Annotated in this window: 13 protein-coding genes and 1 tRNA gene; all 14 read right to left on the bottom strand. The window is 47.3% G+C overall.

The genetic code is table 11. The features are described 5' to 3' along the window. Position 1: 1 nt before the first annotated feature. The 14 genes from fusA to tuf all read right to left on the bottom strand — a co-directional run bounded on the left by fusA (position 2) and on the right by tuf (position 16,159). Positions 2–2,101 carry an elongation factor G gene (gene fusA, locus H7U12_RS19670; RefSeq protein ID WP_186641317.1) on the bottom strand — a complete coding sequence of 700 codons (2,100 nt, stop codon included), beginning with the start codon at positions 2,099–2,101 and terminating at the stop codon, positions 2–4. A 2-nt stretch (positions 2,102–2,103) separates the two neighbouring features. Beyond that, a complete protein-coding gene (gene rpsG / locus H7U12_RS19665) occupies positions 2,104–2,571 on the bottom strand; it encodes a 30S ribosomal protein S7 (protein ID WP_066832334.1) in 468 nt (155 codons plus the stop codon). Between the two features lie 13 nt (positions 2,572–2,584). Further along, the gene (gene rpsL, locus H7U12_RS19660) at positions 2,585–3,001 is read right to left on the bottom strand and encodes a 30S ribosomal protein S12 (protein ID WP_048919295.1); all 417 of its coding nucleotides are present in this window, start codon (positions 2,999–3,001) and stop codon (positions 2,585–2,587) included. A gap of 102 nt (positions 3,002–3,103) precedes the next feature. Beyond that, on the bottom strand, positions 3,104–3,418 hold the full coding sequence (locus tag H7U12_RS19655) for a DUF3467 domain-containing protein (protein ID WP_186641315.1): 315 nt from the start codon (positions 3,416–3,418) through the stop codon (positions 3,104–3,106). A gap of 1 nt (position 3,419) precedes the next feature. Then, a complete protein-coding gene (rpoC, locus tag H7U12_RS19650; RefSeq protein ID WP_186641313.1) occupies positions 3,420–7,739 on the bottom strand; it encodes a DNA-directed RNA polymerase subunit beta' in 4,320 nt (1,439 codons plus the stop codon). 123 nt (positions 7,740–7,862) lie between these two features. Then, complete coding sequence (gene rpoB, locus H7U12_RS19645; protein ID WP_186641311.1) at positions 7,863–11,735, bottom strand: DNA-directed RNA polymerase subunit beta; 3,873 nt, start codon at positions 11,733–11,735, stop codon at positions 7,863–7,865. Positions 11,736–11,888: 153 nt separating this feature from the next. After that, entirely contained in the window at positions 11,889–12,269 is a 381-nt protein-coding gene (gene rplL, locus H7U12_RS19640; protein ID WP_149092175.1) for a 50S ribosomal protein L7/L12, read from the bottom strand. A gap of 38 nt (positions 12,270–12,307) precedes the next feature. Next, a complete protein-coding gene (rplJ, locus tag H7U12_RS19635) occupies positions 12,308–12,835 on the bottom strand; it encodes a 50S ribosomal protein L10 (protein ID WP_186641309.1) in 528 nt (175 codons plus the stop codon). 9 nt (positions 12,836–12,844) lie between these two features. After that, on the bottom strand, positions 12,845–13,534 hold the full coding sequence (rplA, locus tag H7U12_RS19630; RefSeq protein ID WP_186641307.1) for a 50S ribosomal protein L1: 690 nt from the start codon (positions 13,532–13,534) through the stop codon (positions 12,845–12,847). Positions 13,535–13,545: 11 nt separating this feature from the next. After that, complete coding sequence (gene rplK / locus H7U12_RS19625) at positions 13,546–13,989, bottom strand: 50S ribosomal protein L11 (protein ID WP_048919288.1); 444 nt, start codon at positions 13,987–13,989, stop codon at positions 13,546–13,548. Between the two features lie 12 nt (positions 13,990–14,001). Next, the gene (gene nusG / locus H7U12_RS19620) at positions 14,002–14,559 is read right to left on the bottom strand and encodes a transcription termination/antitermination protein NusG (RefSeq protein ID WP_186641305.1); all 558 of its coding nucleotides are present in this window, start codon (positions 14,557–14,559) and stop codon (positions 14,002–14,004) included. Positions 14,560–14,574: 15 nt separating this feature from the next. Further along, on the bottom strand, positions 14,575–14,766 hold the full coding sequence (gene secE / locus H7U12_RS19615) for a preprotein translocase subunit SecE (RefSeq protein ID WP_062543968.1): 192 nt from the start codon (positions 14,764–14,766) through the stop codon (positions 14,575–14,577). A gap of 23 nt (positions 14,767–14,789) precedes the next feature. After that, positions 14,790–14,862, bottom strand: a tRNA-Trp gene (locus H7U12_RS19610). A 109-nt stretch (positions 14,863–14,971) separates the two neighbouring features. Continuing rightward, positions 14,972–16,159 (bottom strand): elongation factor Tu, encoded by a 1,188-nt coding sequence (tuf, locus tag H7U12_RS19605; RefSeq protein WP_186641303.1) that lies wholly within the window; start codon positions 16,157–16,159, stop codon positions 14,972–14,974. Positions 16,160–16,211 lie beyond the last annotated feature (52 nt).

Genomic DNA, 16,211 nt, shown 5'->3' with positions numbered 1-16,211 from the left:
ACTATTTCGAAGTCCCTTTAATTTTTGCGATGATCCCATCTGCCAGGTTCTGCGGTACTTGCTCATAGTGTGAGAAAGTAAGCGAAGCAGTTGCTCTACCAGAGGTGATGGTACGTAAGTCAGTTACGTAACCGAACAGTTCAGATAAAGGAACATCGGCTTTCACTACGGTAGAAGTACCTTTGGTATCCATCCCTTTCATGATACCTCTTCTTCTGTTCAAGTCACCTGTAACCGGACCAGTGTACTCATCTGGAGTTACTACGTCAACGGCCATGATTGGCTCAAGAAGTTTAGGGGCACACTGCTTACCAGCTTCTTTGAAACCTGCACGGGCAGCTAATTCAAAGGACAAGGCATCAGAGTCAACGTCGTGGAAAGAACCGTGGAACAAGCGAACTTTCATGGAGTCTACCGGGAAACCAGCAAGGATACCATTCTTCATCGCTTCTTCAAAGCCTTTCTGCACAGGTGGGATGAATTCTCTTGGGATTACACCACCAACAATGGCGTTCTCAAACTCAAGACCTGTTTTGCCGTCTTCACGTGGTCCCATGGTAAACACGATATCCGCGAATTTACCACGTCCACCAGATTGCTTCTTGTAAACCTCACGGTGCTCAATAGACTTGGTGATGGTTTCTTTGTAAGCTACCTGAGGCGCACCTTGGTTCAATTCTACCTTGAACTCACGCTTCATCCGGTCAATGATGATCTCCAGGTGAAGCTCACCCATACCTCTCAAGATGGTCTGACCAGTTTCCTCGTCAGTGTTCACCTGCAGGGTTGGATCCTCTTCAATAAGTTTGGCGATAGCCATACCCATTTTGTCAGAGTCAGCCTGAGTTTTAGGCTCAATGGCGTATCCAATTACCGGCTCAGGGAAGTCCATTGATTCCAGAACGATCTTCGCGCTTTGGTCACAAAGGGTATCACCTGTTTTGATGTCTTTGAAACCAACTACCGCTCCAATATCTCCAGCGCTTAACCGCTCGATCTGGTTTTGTTTGTTGGCGTGCATCTGGAAGATACGTGAAATACGCTCTTTGTTGTTTGAGCGGGTATTGTACACGTAAGAACCAGACTCTAATACACCTGAATAGGCACGCACAAAGCAAAGGCGACCTACGTAAGGGTCAGTAGCGATTTTGAAGGCTAGACCAGCAAAAGGATCGCTCTCGCTTGGCTTACGCACTACTTCTTCGCCTGTATCTGGGTTAGTACCTACAATGTTGTCTTTGTCCAGAGGAGACGGGATCAAAGCCATCACGTAGTCCAACATTGTCTGAACACCTTTGTTTTTGAAGGAAGAACCACAAAGCATTGGCACGATGGCCATGTCAATGGTAGCTTTCCGAAGGGCATTCATGATTTCTTCTTCGGTGATAGTCTCTGGATCTTCGAAGTATTTCTCCATCAGAGACTCATCGTAATCCGCTACTGCTTCCAGTAACTTCTCACGGTATTCAGTGGCTTCCTCCAGCATATCGTCTGGAATTGGAACTTCTCTAAAGGTCATCCCTTTGTCGTGCTCATTCCACTCAATACCTCTGAAGTTTACTAAGTCAACCACGCCTTTGAAGTCATCTTCAGCACCAATTGGCAACTGAAGCGCTACGGCGTTGCTGCCCAGCATTTCTTTCACTTGCTTACAAACAGCAAGGAAGTCAGCACCGGAACGGTCCATTTTGTTAACGAAACCGATACGGGCTACTTTGTAGTTGTCAGCAAGTCTCCAGTTCGTCTCAGATTGTGGCTCAACACCATCCACTGCGCTGAACAGGAACACCAGACCATCCAATACACGCAGGGAACGGTTTACCTCTACGGTAAAGTCAACGTGACCTGGAGTATCAATGATGTTGATGTGGTATTTGTCACCTCTGTAGTCCCAGTTTACAGTAGTAGCGGCAGAAGTAATGGTGATACCTCTTTCCTGCTCCTGCTCCATCCAGTCCATGGTGGCAGCTCCATCGTGCACCTCTCCTATTTTGTGGCTCACACCAGCATAGTACAGGATACGCTCTGTAGTTGTGGTCTTACCGGCATCAATGTGCGCGGCAATCCCTATGTTTCTTGTGAATTTTAAGTCTCTAGCCATTCTTAGAATCTGAAATGCGAGAATGCTTTGTTAGCTTCCGCCATTCTGTGCGTATCATCTTTTTTCTTCACAGCAGCACCTTCTCCTTTGGCAGCGGCGATGATCTCACCAGCTAATTTATCCATCATGGTCTTCTCACCTCTCTTGCGAGCGTAGGAGATCATCCATTTGATACCAAGAGAAATCTTTCTGTCCGGACGTACCTCAGTTGGCACCTGGAAAGTAGCACCACCTACACGGCGGGATTTTACCTCTACACCTGGCATGATGTTGTTCAATGCTTTTTTCCAGGTATCTAACCCGCTCTCTTTAGTTCTTTTCTCAACTAAATCGCAAGCATCGTAAAAAATCTTGTATGCCACACTCTTCTTACCGTCTACCATCAGGTAGTTCACAAAACGGGTAACCAGAGTTTCTTTGTATTTTGGATCAGGAAGAAGAATTCTCTTCTTTGGTTTCGCTTTTCTCATTGTCTTAACTCAATTATTTTTTCTTACCGCCTTTTCCTGCAGCAGCTGCTGGCTGACCTGGTTTAGGACGTTTTGCACCGTATTTAGAACGGGACTGTAGACGACCGTTTACACCGGCAGTATCTAACGCACCACGAATGATGTGGTATCTTACACCTGGTAAGTCTTTCACACGACCGCCTCTGATAAGCACGATGGAGTGCTCTTGCAGGTTGTGGCCTTCACCCGGGATATAGGCATTGACTTCTTTGCCGTTTGTCAAACGCACACGAGCCACTTTTCTCATCGCTGAGTTTGGCTTCTTAGGTGTGGTTGTGTAAACGCGTGTGCACACGCCACGTCTCTGCGGGCATGAGTCAAGAGCTGGAGACTTAGACTTTGATGTTAGCGCTTCTCTTCCCTTTCTTACTAATTGTTGTATAGTAGGCATTTACTAACTTTTTAAACTGATTTCTCTCTTCAAAAAATGGTTTGCAAAGGTATAAATTTTGCTTTGCAAATTCAAAGTTTTAATTCATTAATTATTAATGGCTTATGCTTCGCCAATTGTGCCCCCAAAATTGAGCGGAAAGCTTGGGGCTTCCGGCGTCTGCCTGATCACCCCAAAACTTTGCTCATACTTTAGGATGTTTTCCTCCAAAGCAGCCAAGAAACGCTTGGCATGCTCTGGAGTAATCACCACTCTTGACTTCACTTTTGCCTTCGGAATTCCGGGCATCAGACGGATAAAATCAAGCACGAATTCACTGTGGGAGTGTGCAATCATGGCCAGGTTTGCGTACTCACCCTCTGCAATCTCCTCGGTCAACTCAATGTTGATCTGTCCTTGTTGTTCTGCGGCTGCCATCTTATTTCTCTTGCAGTTCGCCCTGTTTAGCTGCTTTCACTCCTGATTGTCTGCTGGCAGTCAGAGCTTCATACTCGTCCTTAGAGCCTACAATGATCTTAGTGTACTCGCGCAAGCCGGTACCTGCCGGAATTAAGTGACCCACAATTACGTTCTCTTTCAAGCCCAGTAATTCGTCTGCTTTTCCTTTGATGGCTGCTTCGCTCAACACCTTGGTGGTCTCCTGGAAGGAAGCCGCCGAGATAAAGCTTTGCGTACCCAAAGAGGCCTGGGTGATTCCTTGCAAGGTTGGTCTAGACACCGCTGGCTGTGCATCACGCACGGTTACTACCCGCAGGTCACGACGCTTCAAGCTAGAGTTCTCATCCCGCAGACGACGCGCTGTCACAATCATACCTGGTTTCATGGCGGTTGAGTCACCTGCATCCTCCACTACTTTCATGTCAATGATCATGTCGTTTTCTTCCATGAACGTTACTTTATCTACCGTCTGGTTCTCCAGGAAGCTGGTATCACCCGGATCGATCACGTTCACTTTCTGCATCATCTGACGAACTACCACTTCAATGTGCTTGTCGTTGATCTTCACCCCTTGCAGACGGTATACTTCCTGAATCTCGTTCACTAAGTATTCCTGCACGGCACCTGGTCCCTGGATGTTCAGGATATCGTTTGGCGTGATGGCACCGTCTGACAACGGAACACCGGCCCGCACAAAGTCATTGTCCTGCACCAGGATGTGCTTGGAGAGAGGCACCATGTACTTCTTCTTCACGCCATCCTTCGACTCGATGTAGATCTCCCGGTTACCGCGCTTCACGCCACCGTAGGTTACCACACCGTCAATCTCACTCACTACCGCTGGGTTAGACGGGTTACGGGCCTCAAAGAGCTCGGTAACCCGTGGCAGACCACCCGTGATGTCGCGGGTCTTACCAATAGCACGTGGGATTTTAGAGATAATCTGACCTGCTTTGATCACTTGTCCGTCTTCTACCGCTAAGTGAGCGCCTACTGGAATGTTGTAGGTTTTAGGCTCACCATTGGTTGGAATAATGACAATGGCAGGGTTCTTCGTCTTATCTTTTGTCTCGATGATCACTTTCTCACGGTGACCGGTCTGCTCATCAGACTCCTCACGGAAGGTGATACCTTCCACAATGGATTCGTAAGCGATAGTACCGTCAAACTCTGAAAGGATAACCGCGTTATATGGATCCCAGTTACACAGCTCATCGCCTTTGGTAACGGTTTGTCCTTCGTTTACTAACAAGAATGAACCGTAAGGCACGTGGTTGCTGATCAGGAGTTTTCCAGTGGTTGGCTCCACAATCTTCACCTCACCTGAACGACCCATCACCACTTTCACCGGCTCGCCTTCTGCGTTCATGGTCTCAATGGTCCGAACATCTTCGAACTCGATGGCACCGGCAAATTTGGCGCGGATAGCGGCATCTACGGCAATGTTAGACGCAGTACCACCCACGTGGAAAGTACGGAGGGTCAACTGTGTACCAGGCTCACCAATGGACTGTGCCGCGATAACCCCAACGGCCTCCCCTTTCTGCACCATACGGCCAGTTGACAGGTTACGTCCGTAGCATTTGGCACAGATACCACGCTTGGTCTCGCACGTTAATACGGAGCGGATCTCCACGCTTTCAATAGCCGAATTCTCAATAATTCTGGCTACTTCTTCGGTGATCTCGTTTCCTGACTCATGAATCAGTTCTCCGGTGATCGGATCAATGATGTCATGCACGTTCACACGACCCAGGATACGCTCAGACAGAGACTCCACAATATCTTCGTTGTCTTTCAAGGCACTTACCTCCAGACCACGCAGCGTACCACAGTCAGATTCGTTTACGATCACATCCTGAGAAACGTCCACTAAACGACGGGTCAGGTAACCCGCATCCGCCGTTTTCAAGGCGGTATCCGCAAGACCTTTACGGGCACCGTGGGTAGAGATGAAGTACTCAATTACATCCAGACCTTCTTTGAAGTTAGATAGAATTGGGTTTTCAATAATCTCCCCTACTGAGCCTTGCAAGGACTTCTGTGGTTTCGCCATCAGACCCCGCATACCACCTAACTGACGGATCTGCTCACGGGAACCACGGGCTCCGGAGTGCATCATCATGAAGATGGAGTTGAACCCTTGGTCATCTTTCTCAAGACGCGTCATCAAGGTTTCAGTGATCTGGTTGTTGATACGCGTCCAGATATCGATTACCTGGTTGTACCGCTCGTTGTCCGTGATCAGACCCATAGAATAGTTAGCCCAAACCGCATCTACGTCTTGCTTGGCCTGACCTACTAAGATGTCTTTCTCTTTCGGGATCACGATGTCACCCAAGCCCATGGATAGACCGCCTTTGTAAGCAGATTGGAATCCTAGGGTCTTGATATCATCCAGGAACTGAGCAGTTCTCGCCATGCCGGTTACTTTGAACACGCGGGAGATAATCTGCTGCAATTTCTTTTTAGAAAGAAGTTCGTCTACATAACCCACTTCCTCAGGCACGAACTGGTTGAAAAGAACTCTACCCGCAACGGTCTCAATAAGCTTCGTTACAAGTTGGTTGTTCTCATCCAATACTTTCACCCGCACCTTAATGTAAGCATGCTTGGAAAGCTGGCCTTCATTGATGGCGATGATTACTTCTTCGGCAGAGTAGAAAGACATTCCCTCACCTTGAATTTTCTCATTCTCAGTGGAGCGCTTGCCTTTGGTTACATAGTATAAGCCCAACACCATGTCCTGAGAAGGTACTGCAATTGGCGCACCGTTGGCAGGGTTCAGAATGTTGTGCGAAGCCAACATCAACATAGAGGCTTCCAGGATTGCGGCCGGTCCTAGTGGAACGTGTACCGCCATCTGGTCACCGTCAAAGTCGGCGTTGAATGCTGTGGTTACTAAGGGGTGCAGCTGGATTGCTTTTCCTTCAATCAGTTTCGGCTGGAACGCCTGAATACCTAATCTGTGGAGCGTAGGAGCACGGTTCAACAGTACCGGGTGTCCTTTCAGCACGTTTTCCAAAATATCCCATACAACTGGGTCTTTTCTGTCTACGATTTTCTTCGCAGATTTTACCGTCTTCACGATTCCGCGCTCGATCAGCTTACGGATGATGAACGGTTTGAAAAGCTCAGCCGCCATGTTTTTAGGCAGACCGCACTCGTGCAGTTTCAATTCTGGTCCTACCACGATTACGGAACGACCTGAATAATCCACACGCTTACCAAGCAAGTTCTGACGGAAACGTCCTTGCTTACCTTTCAGCATGTCAGAAAGCGATTTCAGGGCACGGTTACCTTCTGCCCGAACCGCGTTCACTTTACGTGAGTTGTCGAACAAGGAGTCAACGGCTTCCTGAAGCATACGTTTCTCGTTCCGCAGGATTACCTCTGGCGCTTTGATCTCGATCAGACGCTTCAGACGGTTGTTCCGGATGATAACGCGACGGTATAAGTCGTTCAAGTCAGAGGTAGCGAAACGGCCACCATCCAACGGAACCAACGGACGCAACTCTGGTGGAATCACAGGCACCATGCGGATTACCATCCACTCAGGCTTGTTCTCGATACGAGTAGCTGCATCACGGAAAGCCTCTACTACGCGCAGACGCTTTAACGCTTCTGCTTTCCGCTGCTGAGAAGTCTCATGGGCAGCAGAGTAACGCAGGTCATAAGAAAGGTCATCCAGGTTGATGCGCTCCAATAGCATTTGAAGGGCTTCAGCTCCCATCTTCGCGATGAACTTATTTGGATCATGGTTGTCCAACATCTGGTTCTCGCGGGGCAGCTTGTCAATCATGTCCAGGTACTCATCTTCGGTCAGGAAGTCCAGCATGTTCACGCCGTCTTCACCCAAGATACCTGGCTGGATTACTACGTACCGCTCATAATAGATGATCTGGTCAAGCTTCTTGGTTGGCAAGCCTAGCAGATAACCAATTTTGTTTGGCAGTGACTTGAAGTACCAGATGTGTGCTACCGGTACAACTAGCTCAATATGGCCCATGCGCTCACGACGCACTTTTTTCTCGGTTACTTCAACCCCGCAACGGTCACAGATAATCCCTTTGTAACGGATTCTCTTGTATTTACCGCAGTGGCACTCCCAGTCCTTCACCGGCCCGAAGATCCGCTCGCAGAACAAACCACCCATTTCTGGTTTGTAGGTTCTGTAGTTGATGGTTTCAGGTTTCGTCACCTCCCCGTTTGATCTTTCCAGAATAGATTCTGGAGAAGCCAACGAGATGGTCACTTTAGAGAAGTCTTGGATTAATTTTTTATTTCTTGCTAACGCCATGTTATGTGTTGCTAGATATGTAAATTTCCTTTTTACTAAACGGCCCTACTAACGCTGAAAAGGGAGATTTCAAGAAGAGGCGTTTTGGGGCCTCTTTCCTGAAATCTCCTCTAAAACAGCTTATTAGTCCAGCGTAATCTCCAAGGCCAAACCTCTGAGTTCGTGGATCAACACGTTGAACGACTCAGGGATATTTGGCTTCGGCAACACGTCACCTTTCACAATGGCTTCGTAGGCTTTCGCACGACCAATCACGTCATCAGACTTCACCGTCAAGATCTCCTGCAGTACGTTAGCGGCACCGAAGGCCTCCAACGCCCACACCTCCATCTCACCGAAACGCTGACCACCAAACTGGGCTTTACCACCCAATGGCTGCTGCGTGATCAATGAGTATGGTCCGATAGAACGAGCGTGCATTTTATCGTCAACCAAGTGACCCAGTTTCAGCATGTAAATCACACCTACGGTTACTGGTTGGTCAAAACGATCGCCACTCAAACCATCAAACAGGTAAGAACGTCCGAAGCGTGGCAAGCCAGCCTCCGTCAGTTCCGCAGAAACCTGCTCCTCGGTAGCACCGTCAAAGATTGGCGTCGCATACGTACGTCCCAATTTCAGACCAGCCCAGCCAAGAACTGTCTCATAGATCTGACCGATGTTCATCCTGGATGGTACCCCAAGTGGGTTCAACACGATGTCCATTGGTGTTCCGTCTTCCAGGAACGGCATGTCTTCTTCACGCACGATACGGGCTACTACCCCCTTGTTACCGTGACGACCCGCCATCTTATCACCTACTTTCAGCTTACGCTTCTTGGCGATGTACACTTTGGCCAACTGCACGATACCGGCTGGTAACTCGTCTCCTACCTCCAGGGTGAAGCGATCGCGTTTGAAGCGGGCAGAGATCATGTTGCGGCGCTTGGTGTAGTTTTTCACCAGCTCCAACAGCATTTTGTTTGTCTGCTCATCTGCGGTCCATCCTTCCAGGATCAAGTCCTTGAACATGTTCACCTCTTCCGGAACGGCATAGTTGCTTTCGTCCTTATAAGGGTTTTTGTCAGGGAAAAGTGCCTCGGAGATGTTCTTCTTACCGAATTTCGCGCCTTTGGTCAGGATTTCGTCCCCGAAACGGTGACGTACTCCTTGGCTTGTCTTGCCTTCCAGCAAAGCCACCAGCTTCTCAATCATCACGTTCTTCACGGCTTTGAGTTCACTGTTGTACTTCACTTTCAGTTCTTCCACCTCTTTCTTAGACTTGGCCCGAAGGTTTTTGTCTTTCTTAGGACGGGAGAACAACTTCGTCTCAATTACTACCCCATTCAAGGAGGGCGGCGCTTTCAAGGAAGCATCCTTCACATCACCGGCTTTGTCCCCGAAGATGGCACGAAGAAGTTTTTCTTCCGGAGTTGGGTCCGTCTCTCCCTTAGGAGTGATTTTACCAATCAGGATATCTCCTTCGCGTACTTCAGCACCGATGCGGATGATACCATTCTCATCCAGGTTACGAACGGCTTCTTCGCTCACGTTCGGGATCTCAGAGGTTAATTCCTCCTCGCCCCGCTTCGTCTCGCGAACTTCCAGTTCAAACTCTTCAATGTGGATAGAGGTGAACACATCATCTCTTACTACACGCTCAGAGATGACAATCGCATCCTCAAAGTTGTATCCTTGCCAAGGCATGAACGCTACCTGTAGGTTACGTCCCAGCGCAAGTTCTCCCTGGTTGGTGGCGTATCCTTCGCACAGCGGTTGTCCTTTGGTTACCCGCTCGTTCTTCTTAACTAAAGGAGTTAAGTTGATACAGGTATCCTGGTTAGTGCGGCGGAACTTGATCAGGTCATACGTCACGAACTCGGCGTCAAAGCTCACCAGCTTCTCGTCTTCTGAAAGATCGTAGCGGATGATGATTTTATCAGCGTCAACGAAGTGAACGTACCCGTCTCCTTCGGCTCTCACCAAGGCTCTTGAGTCAAGGGCGGCTCTCAGTTCCAGACCAGTACCCACAATAGGAGCCTGAGGCTTCACTAATGGTACAGCCTGGCGCTGCATGTTTGATCCCATCAAGGCACGGTTCGCATCATCGTGCTCCAGGAACGGAATCAACGAGGCTGCTACCGACACAATCTGGTTTGGAGCAACGTCCATGTAGGTATAGCGTTCTGGCTCTACTACCGGGAAATCGCCCTCAAAACGGCCTTTCACTTTATCATTCACGAAGTTCCCTTCATCATCGATAATGGCGTTAGCCTGTGCGATGTGGTGGGTATCTTCTTCTTCGGCGGTGAGGTATTTCACCTGATGGGTCACATCTACTTTTCCTTCTACCACGTTGCGGTAAGGCGTTTCAATGAAGCCCATGCTGTTCACGCGAGCGTGCACGCACAAAGAAGAGATCAGACCAATGTTTGGTCCCTCTGGTGTTTCAATGGTACAAAGACGACCGTAGTGGGTATAGTGAACGTCACGTACCTCAAAACCGGCGCGCTCACGGGAAAGACCTCCTGGCCCTAGTGCAGACACACGACGTTTGTGCGTGATTTCTGCCAGCGGGTTGGTCTGGTCCATGAACTGAGACAGCTGGTTGGTTCCGAAGAACGAGTTGATCACCGAAGAAAGCGTACGCGCGTTGATCAAGTCAACCGGTTTGAATTCTTCGTTGTCCCGCACGTTCATCCGCTCTTTGATAGTTCTGGCCATACGGGCCAGACCTACTCCAAACTGCGCATATAACTGCTCACCTACCGTTCTCACGCGGCGGTTGCTCAAGTGGTCAATATCATCAACTACGGCTCTTGAGTTGATCAAACCAATCAGGTATTTCACAATAAGGACGATGTCCTCATTGGTCAATACTTTGGCTTCCCAGTTTTTGTCAAGGCCAAGTTTCTTGTTGATTCTGTAACGTCCTACATCTCCCAGGTCATAACGTTTATCACTGAAGAACAACTTCTGGATAATATCACGCGCGGTCTCTACGTCTGGTGCCTCGGTGTTTCTCAGCTGGCGGTAGATTTGCTCTACGGCTTCCTGCTCAGAGTTTGAGTTATCTTTCTGTAGGGTATTGTAGATAATGTTGTAGTCAGCGATGTTGACGTTCTCACGGTGCAGGATGATGGATTTCACGCCTGAATCAATGATCACGTCTAAGTCATCTTCGGTCACCTCAGAGTCACGCTCCAACAGAACCTCGTTCCGGTCAATAGATACCACTTCACCGGTATCTTCGTCCACGAAGTCTTCTGTCCAGGTGCGCAGAACCCTAGCGGCTAATTTCCGGCCTACCACATCTTTCAATGTTTTCTTATCAGCCTTCACTTCCTCAGACAGCCCGAACAGGTCCAGGATGTCTTTGTCTGTTCCGTAACCAATAGCCCGCAGAAGCGTTGTTACCGGAAACTTCTTCTTACGATCGATATACGCATACATCACGTTGTTCACGTCTGTCGCAAACTCGATCCAAGAACCTTTGAAAGGGATAATTCTGGCAGAATATAATTTGGTACCATTGGTGTGCTTGCTTTGGGCAAAGAACACCCCTGGTGAACGGTGCAACTGCGATACAATAACGCGCTCGGCGCCATTAATCACAAATGAACCTTTCTCGGTCATATACGGGATGTTTCCTAAGAAAACCTCCTGCTCAATGGTCTCAAAATCTTCGTTATCTGTGTCATTACAGATCAGACGAAGCTTTGCTTTCAACGGCACTGAGTAAGTCAACCCACGGTCAATACACTCATCAACTGAATATTTTGGTGGGTCTACGTGGTAGTCTACGAATTCCAGAACGAAATTCTCTCTTGAATCAGAGATCGGAAAGTTTTCAGCAAACACTTTGAAGAGACCTTCTTCCGTGCGGTTCTCGGCAGCGGTTTCCAACTGGAAAAAGTCCTGAAAAGATTGTAGCTGTACGTCCAGAAAGTCCGGGTAGTCAATAACCGACTTGATGGACGCAAAATTGATCCGCTCTGTCTTTTGATTTGTAGCCAAAGTTGTCAGAATTTTACGTTTAAACTTTGTCGTGCCCAAAAAAGTGCATTTTCAGGCAGAATTTTCTAGAAAATCATTTCTAGGTACAAACAGGAAAAGACCTGACGAAAATGCCAGGTCTAACCCTTTGTGGTAATGGAAGGTAGTGTGGGATTACTTAACCTCCACTTCAGCACCAGCTTCTTCCAATTGCTTTTTCAATGAATCAGCTTCATCTTTAGCAACACCTTCTTTCAATGGTTTTGGAGCACCATCAACCAATTCTTTCGCTTCTTTCAAGCCAAGACCGGTAAGTTCTTTCACTAGCTTCACAACTGCTAGTTTAGAGGCACCTGCTGATTTAAGGATTACGTCAAACGAAGTTTTCTCCTCAGCAGCGGCTCCAGCGTCTCCACCGGCAGCACCAGCTACCATTACAGGAGCAGCAGCTGCTGGCTCAATACCGTACTCATCCTTAAGAATAGTAGCAAGTTCATTAACCTCTTTAACAGTTAAGTTAACCAACTGCTCAGCGAATGCTTTCAAATCTGCCATTTTTATTAGTAATTAAAAGTTGTTTTAAAATTGAAATGTTATTGTTCTTTCTCTGATAATGTTTTCACCAAGCCAGCTAGGATATTGCCGCCGCTCTGAAGGGCAGAAATAACGTTTTTGGCAGGAGACTGAAGTAAGCCGATGATTTCACCAACCAATTCTTCTTTGGACTTGATTTTGCTCAGGGTGTCTAATTGATCATCACCAATGTAGATGCTGCTGTCAATGTAAGCGCCCTTTAAAACTGGCTTCTTTGAGCCTGTTTTGCGAAAATCAAGCAATAATTTAGCTGGTGCATTACCAGTAGTTGCTTCAAATAAGATTCCAGAAGAACCTTTCAAAGCGACATCTAAAGCAGATGTGTCTGTGTCTAAGGTATCGAACGCCTTACGAATCAGAGTGTTTTTGTAAACTTTGTACTCGATGCCTCTATCAAAGCACAGTCTTCTGAATCTGTTGATGGTAGCAACGGTCAATTCTGAAGCGTCTGTGATGTAGACGAAGGAGTTTTGAGCTAATTTCTCACTCAGGTCACGTACAATGATTTCTTTCTCTTCCCGTGTCATCTCTTCTCGTTAAATTGAGGTTTTATCAACTACTACACCAGGACTCATTGTGCTTGACAATGTGATGCTCTTAATATAAGTTCCTTTTGCAGAAGAAGGCTTTAAACGGTTCAGGGTAGCAATTACCTCTGTCGCGTTGGCCGCAATTTGGTCTGGACCGAAAGAAACTTTACCAATGCTGGTGTGGATGATACCGGTTTTGTCAACTTTGAAGTCGATTTTACCAGCTTTCACTTCTTTCACCGCTTTGGCTACGTCTGTGGTAACAGTACCAGCTTTAGGGTTTGGCATCAGGTTACGAGGTCCTAAGATCCGACCCAGTCTACCAACTTTCGCCATTACGGCTGGCATGGTGATGATCACATCAATGTCAGTCCAGCCTTTTTCAATTTTCTGGATGTACTCATCCAGACCAACGAAATCTGCACCTGCAGCTTTTGCTTCCTCTTCTTTATCAGGGGTGCAAAGCACTAATACACGTACATCTTTACCAGTTCCGTGAGGAAGCGTAACTACGCCCCGCACCATTTGATCAGCCTTACGCGGGTCAACACCTAAACGCACATCAATGTCAACGGAAGCATCAAACTTAGTGAAAGTGATTTCTTTTACTACGCCTGCTGCATCTAACAGAGAGTACTCTTTTTTAGGGTCGTACTTTGCTAAGACTGCTTTTCTGTTTTTAGAAATTCTAGCCATTTGCTTTTTAATTACTCACTCCAAGGAGCAGTTCCTTTTACTGTGATACCCATGCTGCGCGCGGTACCAGCTACCAATCGCATTGCTGCCTCAACTTTGAACGCATTCAGGTCAGGCATTTTGATTTCGGCGATCTCGCGAATCTGTTCCCAAGTCACAGAACCTACTTTGTTACGGTTAGGCTCTTTAGATCCGGATTTGATTTTCGCAGCGTCCATCAACAATACTGGAGCGGGAGGAGTCTTAATTACGAAGTCAAACGACTTGTCTGTGTACATTGTAATCAAAACTGGGCATACTTGGCCGGCCTTATCCTGAGTTCTAGCGTTGAACTGCTTGCAGAACTCCATGATGTTAAGACCTTTAGATCCAAGTGCAGGTCCTATCGGCGGTGCTGGATTCGCGGCGCCTCCCTTTACCTGAAGTTTCAGATAACCTTTTATTTCTTTTGCCATTATTATTTATTACTACTGTTCTTTTTCTACCTGCATGTAGTTCAGCTCCACTGGCGTGTTCCGCCCGAAGATCTTCACCATTACATTCAATTTGCGACGCTCCTCGAACACTTCTTCCACGGTACCGGAGAAACCGTTGAATGGACCGTCCATTACTTTCACAGTCTCGCCAACAATGAAAGGAGTCTCTAAAGTTTCCACCTGCTCATCTGTTTCGTCAACTTTTCCTAAGATGCGGTTAACTTCTGAAAGGCGTAGGGGAACCGGTTTTTCGTCTGCTCTTCCGTTACCAGAACCCAGGAAGCCAATAACACCCGGGGTGCTGGTGATCAAGTGTTCTACTTCACCGTTAGAGATGTCTGCAAAGATCAACACGTAACCGGGAAAAAAGCTGCGCTCTCTCACGCGTTTTTTCCCGTTCCGCATCTCATATACTTTTTCAGACGGAATAAGCACCTGAGGTACCATTTCCGTAAGATTATGGCGTGCTACTTCATTCTCCAGATAAGACTTTGCTTTCTTCTCCTGGCCTGAAACAGCCCGCACTACATACCATTTTAGTTCTGCCATTTTCTCCAGCTTAAATTAGAATTGGTTGTAAAACCATTCCAGGGTGGAGTCGTAAACAAAATCCATAGCACCTACAATGACCGCAAACACAACAGACCCTACCAATACTAGGATAGAACTTTTCTGAAGCTCTGAGTAGGTTGGCCAGGTAACCTTGTGCTGCATCTCTTCTACAGCGTCATTGAAAAATTTTGTCAGCTTTCCCATTCTGATGCTATTAACTCTATTTGCACGGGAGGTAGGACTCGAACCTACAACCAATGGTTTTGGAGACCACTACTCTACCAATTGAGCTACTCCCGTAAAAAAATGCACGCCATTCGTTTAAATGGAGTGCAAATGTATTCTTCTTTTCTTAAAAAAACAAGTCCGCCCTACATTTTCAGCAAGGCGGACTTGAAATTTTTACTAATTAGTCAAGGATTTCAGTTACCTGGCCGGCACCTACGGTTCTACCACCTTCACGGATAGCGAAACGCAGACCTTTTTCCATCGCTACTTTGTTGATCAGGTCAACAGTGATAGTGATGTTATCACCTGGCATAACCATTTCAACACCTTCTGGCAGCGTGATGATACCAGTTACGTCAGTAGTTCTCAGGTAGAACTGTGGACGGTAGTTGTTGAAGAATGGAGTGTGACGCCCACCTTCTTCTTTAGAAAGAACGTAAACCTCAGCTTTGAACTTCATGTGAGGAGTTACTGAACCTGGCTTACAGATAACCATACCACGACGGATATCGGTTTTCTCAATACCACGCAGCAACAGACCTACGTTGTCACCAGCTTCACCTCTGTCAAGGATCTTACGGAACATCTCAACACCAGTTACTGTAGACTTCAGGCCTTCAGCACCCATACCTAAGATATCCACTTGCTCACCAGAGTTGATGATACCACGCTCGATACGGCCAGTAGCTACTGTACCACGACCAGTGATAGAGAACACGTCCTCAACTGGCATCAAGAATGGAAGGTCAGTTAAACGAGCAGGAATCGGAATGTAAGAGTCAACGGCATCCATCAGTTCTTCGATGGTTTTAACCCACTTGTCATCACCGTTCAAGCCACCAAGAGCAGAACCTTGGATAACTGGGATGTTGTCACCGTCGAAATCGTAGAAAGAAAGAAGCTCTCTGATTTCCATTTCAACCAGCTCTAACAATTCTGGATCGTCTACCATGTCCACTTTGTTCATGAACACAACAAGAGCAGGAACACCTACCTGACGAGCCAAAAGGATGTGCTCACGAGTTTGTGGCATTGGACCATCCGTAGCAGCAACTACCAGGATAGCACCGTCCATCTGAGCAGCACCAGTAACCATGTTTTTCACGTAGTCAGCGTGACCTGGGCAGTCAACGTGCGCGTAGTGACGTTTCTCAGTTGCATACTCAACGTGAGAAGTATTAATAGTGATACCACGCTCTTTTTCTTCAGGAGCGTTGTCAATTGAGGAGAAATCTCTCTTTGCGGCTAGACCTTTGTTCGCTAAAACCTGAGTAATAGCAGCAGTCAAGGTTGTTTTGCCGTGGTCAACGTGCCCAATTGTACCGATGTTTACGTGCGGTTTGGAGCGATCAAAATTTTCTTTAGCCATTTTAGAAAGTATTTAGTTCTTAGGTGAAACGGTGTATTGCTTTTTAAAAATT

It is taken from the genome of Rufibacter sediminis, from assembly GCF_014269285.1.
Classification (GTDB): domain Bacteria; phylum Bacteroidota; class Bacteroidia; order Cytophagales; family Hymenobacteraceae; genus Nibribacter; species Nibribacter sediminis.
The sequence above is the reverse complement of the archived record's forward strand: the minus strand, read 5'-3'. Positions and strand labels throughout refer to the sequence as shown.